The sequence below is a fragment of the Aeromonas sp. S15(2024) genome, assembly GCF_041402265.1.
GTDB classification, from domain to species: domain Bacteria; phylum Pseudomonadota; class Gammaproteobacteria; order Enterobacterales; family Aeromonadaceae; genus Aeromonas; species Aeromonas dhakensis.
The window spans coordinates 699,701-715,943 of sequence record NZ_JBGLQY010000002.1; the positions used below are offsets into that span (position 1 = coordinate 699,701).

A 16,243-nucleotide genomic window follows, 5' to 3' on the forward strand; every position below is an offset into this window, starting at 1 on the left:
TGATTAACCACCAAAGTCATCCAGCAGGATGTTCTCGTCTTCAACGCCGAGGTTTTTCAGCATGTTGATGACGGCAGCGTTCATCACGGGAGGACCGCACATGTAGAACTCGCAATCTTCCGGCGCCTCGTGGTTCTTGAGATAGTTCTCGAACAGCACGTTGTGGATGAAGCCGGTGTAGCCGTCCCAGTTGTCTTCCGGTTGCGGATCGGACAGGGCGACGTGCCACTGGAAGTTGTCGTTCTCGGCCTGCAGCATGTCGAAGTCTTCGACATAGAACATCTCGCGCTTGGAACGGGCACCGTACCAGAAGCTCATCTTGCGCTTGGTCTTCAGGCGGCGCAGCTGATCGAAGATGTGGGAACGCATCGGCGCCATACCGGCACCACCACCGATGAACACCATTTCCGCGTCGGTGTCCTTGGCGAAGAACTCGCCGAACGGACCGGAGATGGTCACCTTGTCGCCCGCCTTCAGGCTGAAGATGTAGGAGGACATCTGGCCGGGAGGGGCAGTCCAGTTGCTGGGCGGCGGGGTCGCGATCCGCACGTTCAGCATGATGATGCCGAACTCTTCCGGATAGTTGGCCATGGAGTAGGCACGAATGATCGGCTCGTTGACCTTGGACTCCAGCTCGAAGATCTTGAAGCGATCCCAGTCACCGCGATATTCGGTAGGAATATCGAAGTTCTTGTACTGCACGTGGTGGGCAGGCGCTTCGATCTGGATATAACCACCGGCGCGGAACGGCACGCTCTCGCCATCGGGGATCTGCAGCTTGAGCTCCTTGATGAAGGTGGCCTTGTTGTCATTGGAGATGACGGTACATTCCCACTTCTTCACGCCGAAGATCTCTTCCGGCAGCTCGATGTCCATGTCGGAACGGACGGTGACCTGACAGGCCAGACGCTCGCCATGACGGGCTTCGCCCTTGCTGATGTGATCGAGCTCGGTCGGCAGGATGTCGCCGCCGCCGGATTTCACCCGTACCTTGCACTGACCACAGGAGCCACCGCCGCCGCAGGCAGAGGAGACGAAGATACCGCTGCCGGCCAGCACGCCGAGCAGCTTGCCACCCGCCGGGCTGGTCACAGCCTTGGCCGGGTCGCCGTTGATGCTGATTGTCACGTCACCGGCGGTCACCAGCTTGGACTTGGCGAACAGAATGACTGCAACCAAGGCCAGCAGGATCACGGTGAACATGACCACACCCAGAATAATTTCCATCTATATTTCCTTTCCGATTACAGGGAAATACCAGAGAAGGACATGAAGCCCAGCGCCATCAGACCCGCGGTGATGAAGGTGATGCCGAGACCACGCAGGCCTTCCGGAACATCGGAGTACTTCATCTTCTCGCGGATCCCCGCCATCGCCACGATGGCAAGCATCCAGCCGGCTCCAGAACCCACGCCATAGACCACGGACTCCACGAAGTTGTAGTCACGCTGCACCATGAAGGAGACGCCACCGAAGATGGCGCAGTTCACTGTGATGAGCGGCAGGAAGATACCGAGGGCGTTGTAGAGGGCCGGGAAATACTTGTCCAGCGCCATCTCCAGGATCTGTACCAGGGCCGCAATCACCCCGATGAAGGTGATGAAGCTCAGGAAGCTCAGATCCAGACCGGAGACCAGGGCACCGTCTTTGAGCACGTAGTTGTAGATCAGGTTGTTGGCCGGCACGGCCACGGTCTGAACCACGATAACGGCGACACCCAGGCCCATGGCGGTCTTGACCTTCTTGGACACCGCCAGGAAGGTACACATCCCCAGGAAGAAGGAGAGCGCCAGGTTCTCGATGAAGATCGAGCGAATCAACAGACTGATATAGTGTTCCATACCTTAATCCTTCGCCTCCACCTGCTTGGGATCCTTGGTGCGTACGCCCCAGATGATCAGACCAATGATGAAGAACGCACTCGGCGGCAGCAGCAGCAGGCCGTTCGGCACATACCAGCCACCATTGTTCACCAGCGGCAGCAGTTCGATACCGAACCAGGTGCCGGAGCCCAGGATTTCACGCACGGTGGCCACGGTCAGCAGCACGGCGCCATAACCCAGACCGTTGCCGATACCGTCCAGGAAGGAGGGCAGCGGGGCACTCTTCATGGCGTAGGCTTCGGCACGGCCCATCACGATACAGTTGGTGATGATGAGGCCGACGAACACCGACAGCTGCTTGGAGATGTCGTAGGCATACGCCTTGAGCACCTGGTCAACCACGATAACCAGCGAGGCAATCACCGCCATCTGGGCGATGATCCGCACGCTGTTCGGGATCTGGTTGCGGATCAGGGAGATGAACAGGTTGGAGAAGGCGGTGACCGCGGTAACGGCCAGCGTCATCACGAACGCAGTCTTCATCTGGCTGGTAACGGCCAGCGCGGAACAGACACCCAGCACCTGCAGTGCGATGGGGTTGTTGCCGAGCACAGGCGTCAACAGCAACTTTTTCATTTCGCTCTTGTCAGCCATTGTTGATTTCTCCTGCACGAACCTTGGCCAGGAAAGGACCGAAGCCCTTGGGACCCATCCAGAAGTCGAAGGTATGCTGTACGCCGTTACCGGTCAGGGTCGCGCCGGACAGGCCGTCGATCTCATGCTCGGAACCAGCCGGAGCATGACCCTTGATCACCCGCAGTGCAGGCTGACCGTTCTGGTCGAACAGCTTCTTGCCGACGAACAGCTCGCGCCAGGCCGGGTTCTCGACTTCGCCACCCAGACCCGGGGTTTCACCGTGGTCGTAGTAGGTGATGCCCTTGATGGTCTGGCCATCGGCCGCAACCGCTACAAACGCATACATGGTAGACCACAGACCCTGGCCGTAGATCGGCAGGATGATGTTGTCGACCTTGCCTTCAGCATCTTTGGCGAAGAACACCGGGACCAGCTTGGAGATCTGACGCAGACCGGCCTTGTCGTCGGCCGGAGCCAGGCGAATGTTCTGGGCAGGATCCTTGGCGGCGACCTTGGTGTCGAAGTTGTCGGCATCGCCGTCAACGAATTCACCGGTGGCCAGATCCACCAGACGCGCTTCAATCTTGTCGCCATACAGCTTGGCCAGGTCACGCTTGGCCACGGCGCTGATGTCGACGCCGGCGACGGACAGGATGTTGCTTTGCTTGTCCAGCGCCTTGTTTTCCAGCTGGGCCGGACGCAGACCCACAGCGGCCACGGAGACCACGATGGAGCAGACCAGACACAGACCGGTCACTACGGCGAGAGTGCCGGTAGTAGAGTCTTTATTAAACGCCACGAGCGATCCTCCGCTTGATGTTCGCCTGTGCCACGAAATGGTCAAACAAGGGGGCAAACAGGTTGGCAAACAGAATGGCCAGCATCATGCCTTCCGGGAAGGCGGGGTTCACGACCCGGATCAGCACCACCATCACGCCGATCAGGGCGCCGTACCACCACTTGCCCTTGTTGGTGAAGGCAGCAGAGACGGGGTCGGTCGCCATGAAGGCCATACCGAAGGCGAAACCCCCCAGCACCAGGTGCCAGTGCCACGGCATGTTGAACATGGGGTTGGTGTCGGAACCGATGACGTTGAACAGCAGGGAGGTCGCTACCATGCCGATCATCACGCCGGCGATGATGCGCCAGGAGGCGATGCGCATGTAGACGATCATGGCCGCACCCAGCAGGATCATCAGGGTGGAAACTTCACCGATGGAACCGGGCAGGTTGCCAAGGAAAGCGTCCATCCAGCTGATGCTCTGGCCGGTGGCTCCGTTGATCAGCGCCATCTGGCCGCCCTGGGCCCACTGGCTCAGCGCGGTTGCGCCCGAGTAGCCGTCGACGGCAACCCAGACCGCATCACCGGAGATTTGACCCGGGTAGGCGAAGAACAGGAAGGCACGACCCGCCAGCGCCGGGTTCAGGAAGTTCTTGCCGGTACCACCGAACACTTCCTTGGCCAGCACCACACCGAAGGTGATACCCAGGGCAGCTTGCCACAGGGGCAGCTCGGGCGGCACGATCAGCGCGAACAGGATGGAGGTCACGAAGAAGCCTTCGTTGATCTCGTGCTTGCGCACCATGGCGAACAGCACTTCCCAGAAACCACCGACGATGAAGACGGTGATGTAGATCGGGAAGAAGTGGGCCGCACCGATCAGCATCTTGCTGCCGACGCCGGCCACCGCCGGATCCAGGGAGGCACCCAGCAGGGTAGCCAGGGCATATTGCCAGCTGCCGGCACCGGCGGCCGTGCCCAGATGGGCGATGGCGGCGATAGACTGGTTGCCGACGTTGTACATGCCCCAGAACATGGCCGGGAACACGGCCAGCCACACCATGATCATCATCCGCTTCAGATCGATCGCATCACGGACGTGGGCGGCATTGCGGGTCACGGAACCCGGGGTATAAAACAGGGTGTACGCCGCTTCGAACAGGGCATAGTACTTGGCGTACTTACCACCCGGCTCGAAGTGATGTTCCATATTTTCAAGAAGTTGCTTGAAACTCATCGCTTAACCTTCCAGTTCAATCTTGGTCAGGCACTCACGCAAGATCGGGCCGTACTCGGTCTTGCCGGGGCAGACGAAGGTACAGAGCGCCAGATCTTCCTCATCCAGCTCCAGGCAGCCGAGCGCTTGCGCATTGTCGGTATCGCCGGAGACCAGATCCCGCAGCAGCAGGGTCGGCAGGATGTCGAGCGGCATCACGCGCTCATAGTTGCCGATAGGCACCATGGAGCGGTCACTACCGTTGGTGGTGGTAGTGAAGTTGATGAGCTTGCCCTTCACCAGGTGAGAGAGGGTGGTACGGGTGATGGAGAACTTGCTGGCGCTGGGATTGACCCAACCCAGGAACTCTTTCTCGCGACCTTCACCCAGTACGCTGACCTGATTGTGGTAGCGACCCAGGTAGTCATGGACCCCTTCAGCCTTGGCACCGCTCAGCAGGGAACCGGAGATGACACGATTCTCGTCCGCACGCAGCTCGTTGTTGGTGAGCTGGCTGATGCAGGCTCCCATGCGAGTACGCAGCAGACGCGGCTTGATCACGTTCGGGCCGGCCAGGGCGATCACCTTGTCAGTATGGATCTGACCGGTGGTGAACAGCTTGCCGTAGGCGATCACGTCCTGATAGTTGATGTGCCACTGCACTTTCTTGGCACCGACAGGGTCCAGGAAGTGGATGTGGGTACCGGGCAGGCCGGCAGGGTGCGGACCGACGAACACCTCTTCCTTGACTTGCGCCAGGGAAGCGTGCGGCAGGCTGCCTTCGCCCTTGCAGACATAGACGGAACCATCGGTCAGGCGGGTCAGCACGGCCAGACCGTCGAGGAACGCCTGGGACTGTTCCTTGATGATCAGCTCCGCGTCGGCGGCCAGCGGGTTGGTGTCCATGGCGGTGACGAAGATGGCACGCGGGGTGGAACCCACGGCTGGCACCTTGCTGAACGGGCGGGTACGCAACGCAGTCCATTGGCCGGACGCGACCAGGATCTCTTGCACCTTGCTGCGTTCGAGCTTAGGCAGCTCGGCAGACGCAAAGTGCTCGAAGGTCACCTGCTCGTCGGACCCATCGATATCGATGACAACGGATTGCAGAATGCGCTTGGCACCACGGTTGATCTCTGAAACCACACCGGTGGCGGGGGCCGTGAATTTAACGCCGGGATTCTTCTTATCTTCGAAGAGCTCCTGACCTTTAATGACGCGATCACCTACTTTGACAAACATAGTAGGACGCATCCCCACGAACTCTTCGCCGAGTGTAGCAACACGGGTGATGGCCGGGCCATCGTAGATTACTTGCTCCGGAGCACCCAGCACGGGGATGTCCAGTCCTCTTTTAATTGTAATCATACTCACTTGCACTACCGTTAAGGGAAGACAGGTTGGTTAGCGCCGAGAAATACATCACGACGAGTTGTTGAATGAGCCCGTTGATGTTGCGGCAAGATGTCGAAGAAATAAACAAATCAGCAACATACAGAGTCATTCAAAAGCGCCTGAGTTTACCACCTATGGCAAGTTTCCTGCCATGCAAAATGGGGAAAATCCCCGCTCTATCACAAAATCATCGCAATTTAATCGCGTCGCTTTTTCTCGTGAAACCTCAGGCGCGGCCTCGAGTTAGCCACCATTACCCCAAAATGGGTAATAATTTTTATGTTCGAAAAAGGATTAGAAATCTTGATGGCGCGGTGGGAGGGCGACGTTCCCCTCATGAGTACGAAACGTCGCCGAAACAGGTTTTGAAATTGTTAACTGGTCGAAGATTGAGTAATCAATTCGTCAATAGTCTTAAGAGAGTCCGTTTTTGCTGACGCAGCTGGGGGTGCTCGGTGCCTGCTCCCGTCGTTGCCACTCCTGCTCGGTATAGGTATGCAGCGCCAATGCATGAATGGCCCCCGCCAGCTCGTCGGCCAGCACCGCATTGACCTGACGATGGCGCCCCAGCAGGCGCTGTCCTTCAAACGCCTGGCTCACCACCACCACCTTGAAGTGGCTCTCCGAGCCCGGCGCCACCCTGTGCATGTAGCTCTCGTTGATCACTTCCAGGTGGCTGGGGGACAAGGCGGCGGCCAGCTTGGCCTCGATCTGTTGTTGCATGGTCACGAGCAAAACTCCCAAAATGGATGTCCGGCCATTGTAGCCAGGGTTGGCCGGATGACGAAATCGGGCGGTGCGGGAAAATCCCGCTTGCAGCCCTACCGGGCTGGTGAAATTCTCCGCCCCCGCTAGAATAGCGCCACTTTGCGCCCCACCGGGGCCCGTTACATGACTCAGCTGGACAATTCGCCTATGCAAACCCTTCTCGACACGGCCCACTGTCGCCTGACCCTGTATCGCTATCCACGTCAGCAGCAGGATCCCTTGCAGGCCTGGGATGCCGCCGACGAGTATCTGATCAACACCCTGGCCGAGGAGCCCCTCGAGCAGGATGGCCCCGTCATCATCATGAACGACGGCTTCGGCGCGCTGGCCGCCTGTCTGCACCCTCATGCCCCTGTCTGCGTCACCGACTCCCACATCAGCGAGCGGGCTACCCTGGCCAACCTGGCAGAAAACGGCCTGGATCCCGCGGCCATCCGCCTGCAGGATGCGCTGGCTCCCCTGCCCGATGCCCCCGCACTGGTGGTGATCAAGGTCTCCAAGTATCAGGCGTTGCTGGAGCAGCAACTGCTGGCCCTGCGCGGGGTCGTTACCCCTGCCACCCGCGTCATCGCCGCCGGCAAGGCCAAGGACATCCACACTTCCACCCTGGCGCTGTTTGAGAAATACCTAGGGCCGACCCGCACGTCACTCGCCTGGAAGAAGGCGCGCCTCATTCACTGCACTCCGGCCGCTGCGCCCGCCGAGCGTCCCGCGCTGGCCAACCCCTTCCCCACGGTCTGGCCACTGGAGGGCACCGACATGCTCATCCACAACCATGCCAACGTGTTCTCGCGCACCAGCCTGGATATCGGCGCCCGCTTCATGCTGGACAATCTGCCCATCCACAGCGCCCGCAAGGTGATCGATCTGGGCTGCGGCAACGGCGTGCTGGGGCTCTCCCTGCTGGCGCGTGACAGCGAGGTGGAGGTCACCTTCGTCGACGAGTCCCGCATGGCGGTCGCCTCGGCCCGGCTCAACGTCGAGCACAATCTGCCGGCGGCCCTGCCCCGCGCCCACTTTATGGTCAACAACTGTCTCGACGGCGTGCCTGCCGGTTCGGCGGATCGGATCCTCTGCAACCCGCCGTTCCACCAGTTGCAGGCCATCACAGACCACATCGCCTGGCAGATGTTCAGCGACGCCCACCGGGTGTTGCCCAAAGGGGGGGAACTCTGGATAGTGGGCAACCGCCATCTGGACTATCACAACAAGCTCAAGCGCCTGTTCGCCAACGCACAAGTCGTTGCGTCGAACAGCAAATTCGTTATTTTGAAAGCCATCAAACGTTAAACGCCATCAAACGCGAAAGGAAACCCATGATGAAAAAGTCACTCTTGCTGCTGGCCGCCCTGATGCTGGGTGGTTGTGCGACTCACTGGCCGGAGAGCGCCCTGCTCAATCCACAGGTGATCCCTTCCAACCAGCAGTACTACTCGGGCAACCGCATCACCCTGGAAGGGGTGGACAAGCGTGAAGCCGCCTACGTCTTCTCCATCAAGAAAAAAGAGAAGGCTGCGGTACTGGTCAACAGCAGCCAGCCCCTCAACAGCCTGCTGGCGGAGAAGCTCGCCGAAGGGCTGCGCAGCCAGGGCCTGGAAGTAGGCAACAGCGGCACCACCAACCTGACTCTGGCCATCTCCACTGCCGCGGTCACGGTAGAAGAGAAGACCTTCACCTATGTCACCAAGTCCCGCGTCAGCCTGCAGGTGATCGCCGACTTCCAGGGCAGCAAGCTGACCAAGCAGTTCAACATGTCCTCCAGCAAGGAAGGCCCGGGCGAGCCGAGCATGGCCGAACTGGAGTCCACCCTGAACCAGCAGCTAGGCAGCGTACTGCAGCAGATCATGGCTGACACAGCCCTGCGCGGTTATCTCAAGGGTCAGCCGAGCTGAACAAGGAGCGAATAGATGAAAAAACTCTGGTTACTGGCCATGCTGATCGCCCCGCTGGCGTTCGCCGGCCCCAAGGTCAGGATGGAGACCAACCACGGCAACATAGTGGTGGAGCTGGCCTCCAAGCAGGCGCCGCAGACGGTGAAGAACTTCCTGCGCTACGTGGCCGATGGCAGCTATGACGGCAGCATCTTCCACCGGGTGATCCAGGACTTCGTGGTGCAGGGGGGCGGCTACAATCAGCAGTTCCAGCAACTGCCCACCTTTGACCCTGTGGTCAACGAGTCCAAGGGCGGCCTGCCCAACAAGCGCGGCAGCATCGCCATGGCCCGCACCCAGGCGGTCGACAGCGCCACCCGCCAGTTCTACTTCAACCTGGTCGACAACAACAACCTCAACGCCAATGCCGGCGCCGGTTACACCGTGTTCGGCCAGGTGGTGCAGGGCATGGAGGTACTGGACAAGCTGGCCCAGGTGCAGACCGGTTACAGCCCCATCCTGCGTGCCAACGACGTGCCCACCAGCCCCATCATCCTGAAGAAGGTGGTCCTGCTGGCGGACAAATAACGCGGAGCGGATCACAATCCGTCATCCCCGCGGTCCGGGTCGCCGGCGCCCCTTTCTATACTCTGGCCTTGCCCCGATATGCGGGGCCAGGCCCACGAGAGGAGAAGGAGGTTCCGGTGACTTGCAACGACTACATCGCCCAGCACGCCATCCCCCTGGCCCAGACGGTTCGTCACTTTCTGGCACGAGAAATCCCTTATCAGCAGCTGGAAGATCTGAGCTGGCAGCTGTTGTCCCACTGGCAGGATCTGCCCCATGTCCCCGCCGACAAGACCCCGGCCTCCGAGCAGGAGGGGGTATTCTGGCACCTGCTGCACAGCCTGCATCAATGGGATGAACAGCAGATCATCGCCGACGTCTGGTTGCGCCTGCAGCTGATGGAGTGCGCCAATTTCCTGACCACGGACGGGCCGCTGCCGCGCCACTGCATCGGCCTGCGCCCCTGAATATAGTGACCTCCCCTGCCCGGCTTGCCTTGGCTATCCAACCCGAACCTGACAAAATGGCGCAATTTTCCCAGAGGAGTCAGGTATTTGAACACTGTCAGTACACCGAGCTGGCGCGCGTCGCTCGCCGTCTACCTTGAGACTCGGGTTCTCATCCTGTTTGCCATGGGGTTCTCTTCCGGCTTGCCGCTGCTGCTGGTGTTCGGCACCCTCTCGTTCTGGCTGCGCGAAGCGGATGTCAGCCTGACCGACATCGGCTACATGAGCTGGGTGGCGCTGGCCTATGGTTTCAAGTGGCTGTGGTCACCGCTGGTGGATCGGCTGCCGCTGCCGCTGCTCTCCCGCTGGCTGGGCCGGCGCCGCAGCTGGATGCTCTTCTCCCAGTTGCTGATCGCCGCCTCGCTGGTGGGCATGGCCTTCTGCGATCCCAAGACCCAGCTCGCCCAGCTGGCCCTGTTTGCCCTGTTGGTGGCCTTCGCCTCCGCCACCCAGGACATCGTCATCGATGCCTATCGCATCGAGTCGGCCCCCGAGCGGCTGCAGGCGGCCATGGCGGCCTCCTACATGACTGGTTACCGGTTGGCGATGATCATGGCCGGTGCCGGCGCACTGGCACTGGCCGCCTGGCTCGGCAGCAACGACGGCTACGACTATCGCGGCTGGCAGCTCACCTACCTGCTGATGGCGGGGCTGATGTCCCTCGGCGTCATCACCACCCTGTTCTGCCACGAACCCGTCATTGATCTTGCCGCCCAGAATGAACAACAGGCGGCCCGCAAGACCCTGCTGCTCGCCCGCGGCTGGCCGGCTGGGTTGGCCGGTCTCGGTGCCTGGAGCTACGAGGCCATCTGGTGTCCGTTCGCCGATTTCTTTCGCCGTTACGGCGGCTCCGCCCTGCTGATCCTCGGGCTCATCGCCTGCTATCGCATCTCGGACGTGGTGATGGGGGTGATGTCCAACAGCTTCTATGTGGACATGCAGTTCAGCAAGACCGAGGTGGCCACCATCACCAAGGTGTATGGGGTTATCATGACGCTGGTGGGGGCTGCCCTCGGCGGCGTGCTGGTGATGCGTTTTGGCACCCTGCGCATCCTGTTCCTCGGCGCCCTGCTCACCGCCAGCACCAACCTGCTGTTTGCCCTGCTCAATGAAGTGGGCCACAACCTCGAGCTGCTGACCCTGATCATCTCGCTGGACAACCTCAGCGCAGGCATCGCCACGGCCGCCTTCGTCACCTATCTGTCGAGCCTGACCAACGTGGCCTTCTCCGCCACCCAGTACGCCCTGTTCAGCTCGGTGATGCTGCTGCTGCCCAAGCTGCTGGCGGGCTTTTCCGGCCGCTTCGTCGAGCAGTTCGGCTACAGCAGCTTCTTCATCAGTACCAGCCTGCTCGGCATTCCGGTGCTGATCCTGATCGTGTTGGTTGCCAAACGAGGATGTGCCTTGTTACCGCAATCGGACAAATAGCAAGCGTTTGCGTAAAGTTGGGGGTGATTAGATTCACACTTCCGAATAAAGTTCCCTGGTGCTGGTTTATCCGGTGAATTTATTTGGCTAGAATCCCTTCCGCTCCTTGTGGGCAGGCTACGGAAAACCTCAACTAACGCACAAGAGACCAATAAAATGGCCAAATTTACCAAGACTCTGATCGGTGCCGGTCTGCTGGCTGCCGCCGCTACCCCGGCTTTCGCTGCTGACTACAGCGGTGACATCCACAAGAACGACTACAAGTGGATGCAGTTCAACGTCATGCACACCATCGGTCAACTTCCGCATGGAGATCACGACTACAACGATACCTACTTTGAGATGGAGTTCGGTGGTCGTTCTGGCCTGTTTGACCTGTACGGTTACGTCGACGTCTTCGATATCTTCGACAACCGCCATAGCGACAAACACCGCGGTCAGAACATATTCATGAAGTTTGCGCCGCGTATGTCTCTGGATGCGCTGACTGGTAAAGATCTCTCCTTCGGTCCGGTGCAAGAGGTTTACATCGCCTCTCTGAACAACATCGACGACAACATGATGGAAAACCAGATCGGTCTGGGTGCTGATGTCATGGTTCCTTGGTTTGGCAAGGTGGGTATGAACCTTTATGCTCGTCACGCAACCGAGAGTAAGTTCTTCCTAGAAGAAGAAGGTAAATGGAATGGTTATCAGTTCTCCATGAACTGGTTCAAGCCTTTCTACACCTTCAGCAACGGCAGCTTCGTTTCCTATCAGGGTTACCTGGACTATGCATTTGGTATGGATACCTATGACGTGGCGGGCCGTTCCACTGATGGAACAGCTACTTTCCACGGCCTGTACTGGCACTCTGATCGCTACGCCGTCGGCTACGGTCTGAAATATTTCAACGATGTCTACGGTGTTCAAAACTCTGATGGTTTCAAATCCACAGGTTTCGGCCACTACTTCTCCGTTACCTACAAGTTCTAATCGAACGGGTATCAGGGATACAAAAAACCGGAGCAGCTGCTCCGGTTTTTTTATGGCTCGATGGCGGCTAATAAGGGAGAGCCGCGCCCTCCCCGGCCATCCATCAGTCGCGGAAATTCTGGAACTGCATCGGCTGGCCCAGCTCGGCGCCACGCACCAGGGCCATGGTCTCCTGCAGGTCATCGCGTTTCTTGCCGGTGACCCGCACCTCGTCGCCCTGAATGGCGGCCTGCACCTTGATCTTGGAATCCTTGATCAGCTTCACCAGCTTCTTGGCAACTTCCTTGTCGATCCCCTGCTTGAACTTCACGGTCAGGTGGAAGCGCTTGCCGGAGTGAACGCTGTCACCCACGTCCATGGAGCTGTTCTCGATGTTGCGCTTGAGCAGGGCACCGCGCAGGATCTCGACCATCTGCTTGAGCTGGAAATCGGCATCGGCCTCCAGTTTGACCTCTTCCTTGTTCAACTCGAAGCTGGCTTCAACACCACGAAAATCGAAACGGGTCGCCAGTTCACGATTGGCGTTGTCGACGGCGTTCAACACCTCGTTCATTTTGACTTCAGAGACAATATCGAATGACGGCATAGTGGGCTCCTCATGTTGCGCTATAAGGGGGCAAATCTACCAGAATTACGGCAAATTTGCTGATTTCGATGGGACTGCTCTGCTAGAATCCCCTGCGCACAGGAATGGCGAGACCCGTTAGAACCTGTTCAGTATCTGTCGCGAGAGGTCGTCCGCAAGGTAAATCGCTGCGCAGGAGCCCGCTTGTATCTGAATACATGGGCTTCCGGCTTCACATGCGCAAGCCTCGTATAAGCCTTGATCACGACCTAGCAGCAAGATCATGAACCCGTTCCAGGTGTCCGCCAGGCGACATCTTCACTTATCCCCGGCAGGTGGTTGACTGGAATGCAGCCCCTACCTTGATTGAGTCTCTCCATGCCAAGCGGATCACGCGATTACAACCTGACACACAGTCGACACACCCCCTCCCCCCAATGGACCCTGCTGGGCTGCGGCGCCCTGGGCGGTGTGTTTGCCTCCCTGTTGACTCAAAGCGGCCAGTCCACCCGCGTCTTGCTGCGCGAGCGCCACCGCGCCACCCTGCACCCCGGCATCGACTTCACCTCGCTGGAGGGCAACACCCAGCTCATCAACATCGAGCGCGGCTTCGTCGACCAGCCGGGTCAGATCCAGCGGTTGCTGGTGATGACCAAGGCCGGCCAGGTCATCGAGGCGCTGACCCCGCTGGTGGGCCAGCTGGCAACCGACGTGCCCATCGTGCTGCTGCACAACGGCATGGGGATCGCCGAACAGGTGGTCGCGCTGTTCCCCCACAATCCGGTCATCGCCGGCGTCACCAGCCACGGCGCCATGCAGAGCGGCCACTTCGTGTTCCGCCACACCGGCAAGGGCGAAACCTGGCTAGGCCCGGTCAACGAGGCGGCCAGAGCCCATGCCGCTCTCGCGGACGAGCTGGCGGCCGCCCTCGGCCAGGCCGGCTGGGATGAGCAGATCCAGGCGCGCCAGTGGCAGAAGCTGGCGGTCAACTGCGCCATCAACCCGCTCACCGCGCTCTACAAACTCAAGAATGGCGAGCTGGCCGGCCCGCGCTTTGCCGATGCCCTGCAGCAGATCTGCGTGGAAGTGGCGGACGTGATGCAGGCCGAAGGCCAGCCCACCGGCAGCGACGAGCTGCTGCGCCGGGTCATGACGGTGGTGGAGCTCACCGCCGACAATTACTCTTCCATGTATCAGGACATGGAGCAGGGGCGCGAGACCGAGATTGAGGCCATCACCGGCTTCCTGCTGGCCCGGGCCGCCTGCCACGGCATCGCGGTGCCGGTCAATCAGGGTCTCTATCAGGCCATCAAAGAGAAGCAGTGAGCCCATCGGGCTCGCCAACGCAAGGAGCAACGGATGAGCGTACTGGTACTGGTGGCCCCCGGGTCGGAAGAGATCGAGACGGTCGCCATCGTCGATACCCTGGTGCGCGGGGCCATCGAGGTGGTGCTGGCCTCCTGCTGCCCCGCCGGGCAGCGCCAGATCAGGGCCTCCCGCGGGGTACAGCTGGTGGCGGATTGCCACCTCGACGAGCTGGCGGATCAGGAGTTCGAGGCCATAGTGGTGCCGGGTGGCCTACCCGGCAGCGAGGTTATCCGCGATACGCCGCGCGCCATCACCCTGCTCAAGGCGCAGGCAGCAGCGCAGCGCTGGCGGGCAGCCATCTGCGCCGCCCCCGCCGTGGTGCTGCTGCACCACGATCTGCTGGGGGAAGCCCGCGCCACCTGCCATCCCGGCTTTCAGGCCCGCCTGCCCGCGGCGCAGCTCAGTCACGCGCGGGTGGTGACCGATGAGGCTCATCACCTCATCACCAGCCAGGGGCCGGGCACCGCCATCGAGTTCGCCCTCGAGCTGGTGCGGGTGCTGCGCGGTGACGAGGCTGCCGGTGCGGTGGCCGGCCCCATGGTGCTGCCCCCCTCCTCACCCATGCCCTGAGTAAATAGCCCTCTCGCAATGACAGAGCGCCCCTTGCCAATTGGCAAGGGGCGCTCTGCTTTGAGGCGAACTGCAAGCAGTCTGCCGGTTAAGCTCCGGCTCAACTGAGCATTTCGGGCCTGAGCTGCTCCATCAGCAGGTGGTTGTCGCTGTAATCCACCGGGATGGCCACCACCGCCGGCCCGCTCACCGCCATGGCGGCGCGCAGGGTCGCCCGCAGATCCTCGGCGCAGGTGACGGCAAAGCCGGCCGCCCCGAACGACTCGGCATAGGCCTTGAAGTTGATGGGGCCGAAACTCACCCCTGAGCTGCGGCTGTACTTTTTCTCCTCCTGCATCGCCACCATGTTGTAGCCGTTATCGACCCAGATGATGTGCACTATGTTGGACTTGAGCCGCACCGCGGTCTCCAGCTCCATGCTCGACTGCATGAAGCTGCCGTCGCCAGACACCGAGATGATCTTCTCTCCCGGGCGCACCATGGCTGCCCCGATGGCCCAGGGCAGCGCCACCCCCATGGTCTGCTGACCGTTGGAGATGAGCACCTGGCGGGCCCGGAAGCTGTAGAGGTAGCGGGCAATCCAGATGTGGAAGCTGCCCATGTCCACGCACAGGGTCATGTCCTGCCCGATGATGTCCTGCAGCTCCTTGACGATGCGCAGCGGATGGATGGGGGTCCCCCCCAGCCGGCCGGCATGTTCGGCGAGCTGATGGCGCTGGGCGCGGATCTCGCCGAGCAGGGCAGTAATGGCCGGATCCCGCGCCAGCGGCTGGTGCAGCATCCGGGTCAGCCGCGCCAGGTTGGCGCTGATGGAGCCCACCAGCTCCACCGCCGGGCAGTAGCTGCTGTCGATCTCCGCCGGCAGCGCATCGATGTGCAGCAGCTGGCGCTCACCGGTGCCGTTCCACAACACGGGATCGTATTCGATGGGGCTGTAGCCGATGCAGATCACCAGATCCGCATCCTGCAGCAGCTTGTCCCCCGGCTGGTTGTTGAACAGCCCCACCCGTCCGGCGAAGTCATCGAAATGGTGGGTATCCACCACCCCGGCCGCCTGATAGGTGCCGGTCACCGGCAACCGGCTCTTGTCGAGGAAGGCGCGCACCGCGAGGGAGTTCTCCGGCCGGCTGGCCAGCAGGCCGAGCAATACCACCGGCTTGCGAGCCCGCGCCAGCAGACTCAGCGCCCGATCGATGCCGCTCTCGTCGGCTGCTCCCGGCTCAGGGATGGCGCTCGGCACCAGGATGGCGCCGTCGGTCGGCTCGTTGATGATGTCCATCGGCAGGCTGACGAAGGCCGCTCCGGGCCGCCCCAGCTCGGCGCTGCGAAAGGCGTTGGCCATCACTTCGGAGAGGGCGGAGCCGGTGCCCACCTGAGCGCTGAACTTGGTGACCGGCCGGCACAGGCTGACGGTATCCAGGCTCTGGTGGGTCAGCTTGAGGCCGTCGGCCCGCCGCACGGCACCGCCCAGCGCCACCATGGCATCCCCTTCCGAGGTGGCGGTGGCAAGCCCCGTGATGAGGTTGGCGCAACCCGGCCCCGAGGTCACCAGCGCCACCCCCGCCTTACCGGTCAGCCGGCCGACCGCGGCGGCCATGAAGGCGGCATTCGCTTCGTGACGCACCACTATGGTCTCGATGGGGGAGTCCTCCAGCGCATCGAATACCCTGTCGATCTTGGCCCCGGGAATGCCGAATACCTGCTTGACCCCCTGCGCCTCCAGATGGCGCACCACCAGTTCGGCCCCACAGGCCCAGTGTTGATTTTCCATGAT

Annotated in this window: 17 protein-coding genes; 8 read left to right on the forward strand and 9 right to left on the reverse strand. The window is 60.9% G+C overall.

The features are described 5' to 3' along the window. Window positions 1-3: 3 nt before the first annotated feature. The 7 genes from nqrF to ACB033_RS07255 form a co-directional block, all read right to left on the reverse strand. Window positions 4-1,227, reverse strand: a complete 1,224-nt coding sequence (nqrF, locus tag ACB033_RS07225; protein ID WP_005303535.1) for an NADH:ubiquinone reductase (Na(+)-transporting) subunit F — start codon at window positions 1,225-1,227, stop codon at window positions 4-6. A 17-nt stretch (window positions 1,228-1,244) separates the two neighbouring features. Beyond that, complete coding sequence (nqrE, locus tag ACB033_RS07230; protein WP_017764094.1) at window positions 1,245-1,841, reverse strand: NADH:ubiquinone reductase (Na(+)-transporting) subunit E; 597 nt, start codon at window positions 1,839-1,841, stop codon at window positions 1,245-1,247. 3 nt (window positions 1,842-1,844) lie between these two features. After that, window positions 1,845-2,477: an NADH:ubiquinone reductase (Na(+)-transporting) subunit D gene (locus ACB033_RS07235; protein WP_005303545.1), complete on the reverse strand. Its 633-nt coding sequence runs from the start codon at window positions 2,475-2,477 to the stop codon at window positions 1,845-1,847. After that, entirely contained in the window at window positions 2,470-3,258 is a 789-nt protein-coding gene (locus ACB033_RS07240) for a Na(+)-translocating NADH-quinone reductase subunit C (RefSeq protein WP_005303548.1), read from the reverse strand. The genes ACB033_RS07235 and ACB033_RS07240 overlap by 8 nt, the downstream gene beginning before the upstream one ends. After that, window positions 3,248-4,477 carry an NADH:ubiquinone reductase (Na(+)-transporting) subunit B gene (locus ACB033_RS07245; RefSeq protein ID WP_005303550.1) on the reverse strand — a complete coding sequence of 410 codons (1,230 nt, stop codon included), beginning with the start codon at window positions 4,475-4,477 and terminating at the stop codon, window positions 3,248-3,250. The genes ACB033_RS07240 and ACB033_RS07245 overlap by 11 nt, the downstream gene beginning before the upstream one ends. Before the next feature lie 3 nt (window positions 4,478-4,480). Then, complete coding sequence (locus tag ACB033_RS07250) at window positions 4,481-5,824, reverse strand: Na(+)-translocating NADH-quinone reductase subunit A (RefSeq protein WP_094696344.1); 1,344 nt, start codon at window positions 5,822-5,824, stop codon at window positions 4,481-4,483. Window positions 5,825-6,265: 441 nt separating this feature from the next. Further along, complete coding sequence (locus ACB033_RS07255) at window positions 6,266-6,574, reverse strand: BolA family transcriptional regulator (protein ID WP_139725423.1); 309 nt, start codon at window positions 6,572-6,574, stop codon at window positions 6,266-6,268. A 192-nt stretch (window positions 6,575-6,766) separates the two neighbouring features. Between ACB033_RS07255 and ACB033_RS07260 the strand changes: the two genes are divergently transcribed. The 6 genes from ACB033_RS07260 to ACB033_RS07285 all read left to right on the forward strand — a co-directional run bounded on the left by ACB033_RS07260 (window position 6,767) and on the right by ACB033_RS07285 (window position 11,966). Continuing rightward, window positions 6,767-7,909: a methyltransferase gene (locus tag ACB033_RS07260; protein ID WP_095593229.1), complete on the forward strand. Its 1,143-nt coding sequence runs from the start codon at window positions 6,767-6,769 to the stop codon at window positions 7,907-7,909. Window positions 7,910-7,938: 29 nt separating this feature from the next. Next, window positions 7,939-8,511 (forward strand): YajG family lipoprotein, encoded by a 573-nt coding sequence (locus ACB033_RS07265; protein ID WP_010634807.1) that lies wholly within the window; start codon window positions 7,939-7,941, stop codon window positions 8,509-8,511. A 15-nt stretch (window positions 8,512-8,526) separates the two neighbouring features. Then, window positions 8,527-9,078 (forward strand): peptidylprolyl isomerase, encoded by a 552-nt coding sequence (locus ACB033_RS07270; RefSeq protein ID WP_005303575.1) that lies wholly within the window; start codon window positions 8,527-8,529, stop codon window positions 9,076-9,078. 116 nt (window positions 9,079-9,194) lie between these two features. Further along, on the forward strand, window positions 9,195-9,524 hold the full coding sequence (locus tag ACB033_RS07275; RefSeq protein ID WP_017764090.1) for a hypothetical protein: 330 nt from the start codon (window positions 9,195-9,197) through the stop codon (window positions 9,522-9,524). An 87-nt stretch (window positions 9,525-9,611) separates the two neighbouring features. Continuing rightward, complete coding sequence (locus tag ACB033_RS07280; RefSeq protein WP_139725370.1) at window positions 9,612-10,991, forward strand: MFS transporter; 1,380 nt, start codon at window positions 9,612-9,614, stop codon at window positions 10,989-10,991. Window positions 10,992-11,147: 156 nt separating this feature from the next. Then, on the forward strand, window positions 11,148-11,966 hold the full coding sequence (locus ACB033_RS07285; protein WP_139431444.1) for an outer membrane protein OmpK: 819 nt from the start codon (window positions 11,148-11,150) through the stop codon (window positions 11,964-11,966). A 103-nt stretch (window positions 11,967-12,069) separates the two neighbouring features. Here the strand turns inward: ACB033_RS07285 and ACB033_RS07290 are convergent, their stop codons facing one another. Continuing rightward, on the reverse strand, window positions 12,070-12,552 hold the full coding sequence (locus tag ACB033_RS07290) for a YajQ family cyclic di-GMP-binding protein (protein WP_005303589.1): 483 nt from the start codon (window positions 12,550-12,552) through the stop codon (window positions 12,070-12,072). A 357-nt stretch (window positions 12,553-12,909) separates the two neighbouring features. On the opposite strand from ACB033_RS07290, the gene ACB033_RS07295 reads away from it, so the two are divergent. Then, a complete protein-coding gene (locus ACB033_RS07295) occupies window positions 12,910-13,857 on the forward strand; it encodes a ketopantoate reductase family protein (RefSeq protein WP_042009230.1) in 948 nt (315 codons plus the stop codon). A gap of 33 nt (window positions 13,858-13,890) precedes the next feature. Then, window positions 13,891-14,469: a DJ-1 family glyoxalase III gene (locus tag ACB033_RS07300; RefSeq protein ID WP_042049914.1), complete on the forward strand. Its 579-nt coding sequence runs from the start codon at window positions 13,891-13,893 to the stop codon at window positions 14,467-14,469. A gap of 100 nt (window positions 14,470-14,569) precedes the next feature. Here the strand turns inward: ACB033_RS07300 and alsS are convergent, their stop codons facing one another. Further along, complete coding sequence (gene alsS / locus ACB033_RS07305) at window positions 14,570-16,240, reverse strand: acetolactate synthase AlsS (RefSeq protein WP_017764087.1); 1,671 nt, start codon at window positions 16,238-16,240, stop codon at window positions 14,570-14,572. Window positions 16,241-16,243 lie beyond the last annotated feature (3 nt).

Coding starts and splice junctions, on each gene's coding strand:
- nqrF (WP_005303535.1), bottom strand. CDS start 1,227: ATGGAAATTATTCTGGGTGTGGTCATGTTCACCGTGATCCTGCTGGCC.
- nqrE (WP_017764094.1), bottom strand. CDS start 1,841: ATGGAACACTATATCAGTCTGTTGATTCGCTCGATCTTCATCGAGAAC.
- ACB033_RS07235 (WP_005303545.1), bottom strand. CDS start 2,477: ATGGCTGACAAGAGCGAAATGAAAAAGTTGCTGTTGACGCCTGTGCTC.
- ACB033_RS07245 (WP_005303550.1), bottom strand. CDS start 4,477: ATGAGTTTCAAGCAACTTCTTGAAAATATGGAACATCACTTCGAGCCG.
- ACB033_RS07250 (WP_094696344.1), bottom strand. CDS start 5,824: ATGATTACAATTAAAAGAGGACTGGACATCCCCGTGCTGGGTGCTCCG.
- ACB033_RS07255 (WP_139725423.1), bottom strand. CDS start 6,574: ATGCAACAACAGATCGAGGCCAAGCTGGCCGCCGCCTTGTCCCCCAGC.
- ACB033_RS07260 (WP_095593229.1), top strand. CDS start 6,767: ATGCAAACCCTTCTCGACACGGCCCACTGTCGCCTGACCCTGTATCGC.
- ACB033_RS07265 (WP_010634807.1), top strand. CDS start 7,939: ATGAAAAAGTCACTCTTGCTGCTGGCCGCCCTGATGCTGGGTGGTTGT.
- ACB033_RS07270 (WP_005303575.1), top strand. CDS start 8,527: ATGAAAAAACTCTGGTTACTGGCCATGCTGATCGCCCCGCTGGCGTTC.
- ACB033_RS07285 (WP_139431444.1), top strand. CDS start 11,148: ATGGCCAAATTTACCAAGACTCTGATCGGTGCCGGTCTGCTGGCTGCC.
- ACB033_RS07290 (WP_005303589.1), bottom strand. CDS start 12,552: ATGCCGTCATTCGATATTGTCTCTGAAGTCAAAATGAACGAGGTGTTG.
- ACB033_RS07295 (WP_042009230.1), top strand. CDS start 12,910: ATGCCAAGCGGATCACGCGATTACAACCTGACACACAGTCGACACACC.
- ACB033_RS07300 (WP_042049914.1), top strand. CDS start 13,891: ATGAGCGTACTGGTACTGGTGGCCCCCGGGTCGGAAGAGATCGAGACG.
- alsS (WP_017764087.1), bottom strand. CDS start 16,240: ATGGAAAATCAACACTGGGCCTGTGGGGCCGAACTGGTGGTGCGCCAT.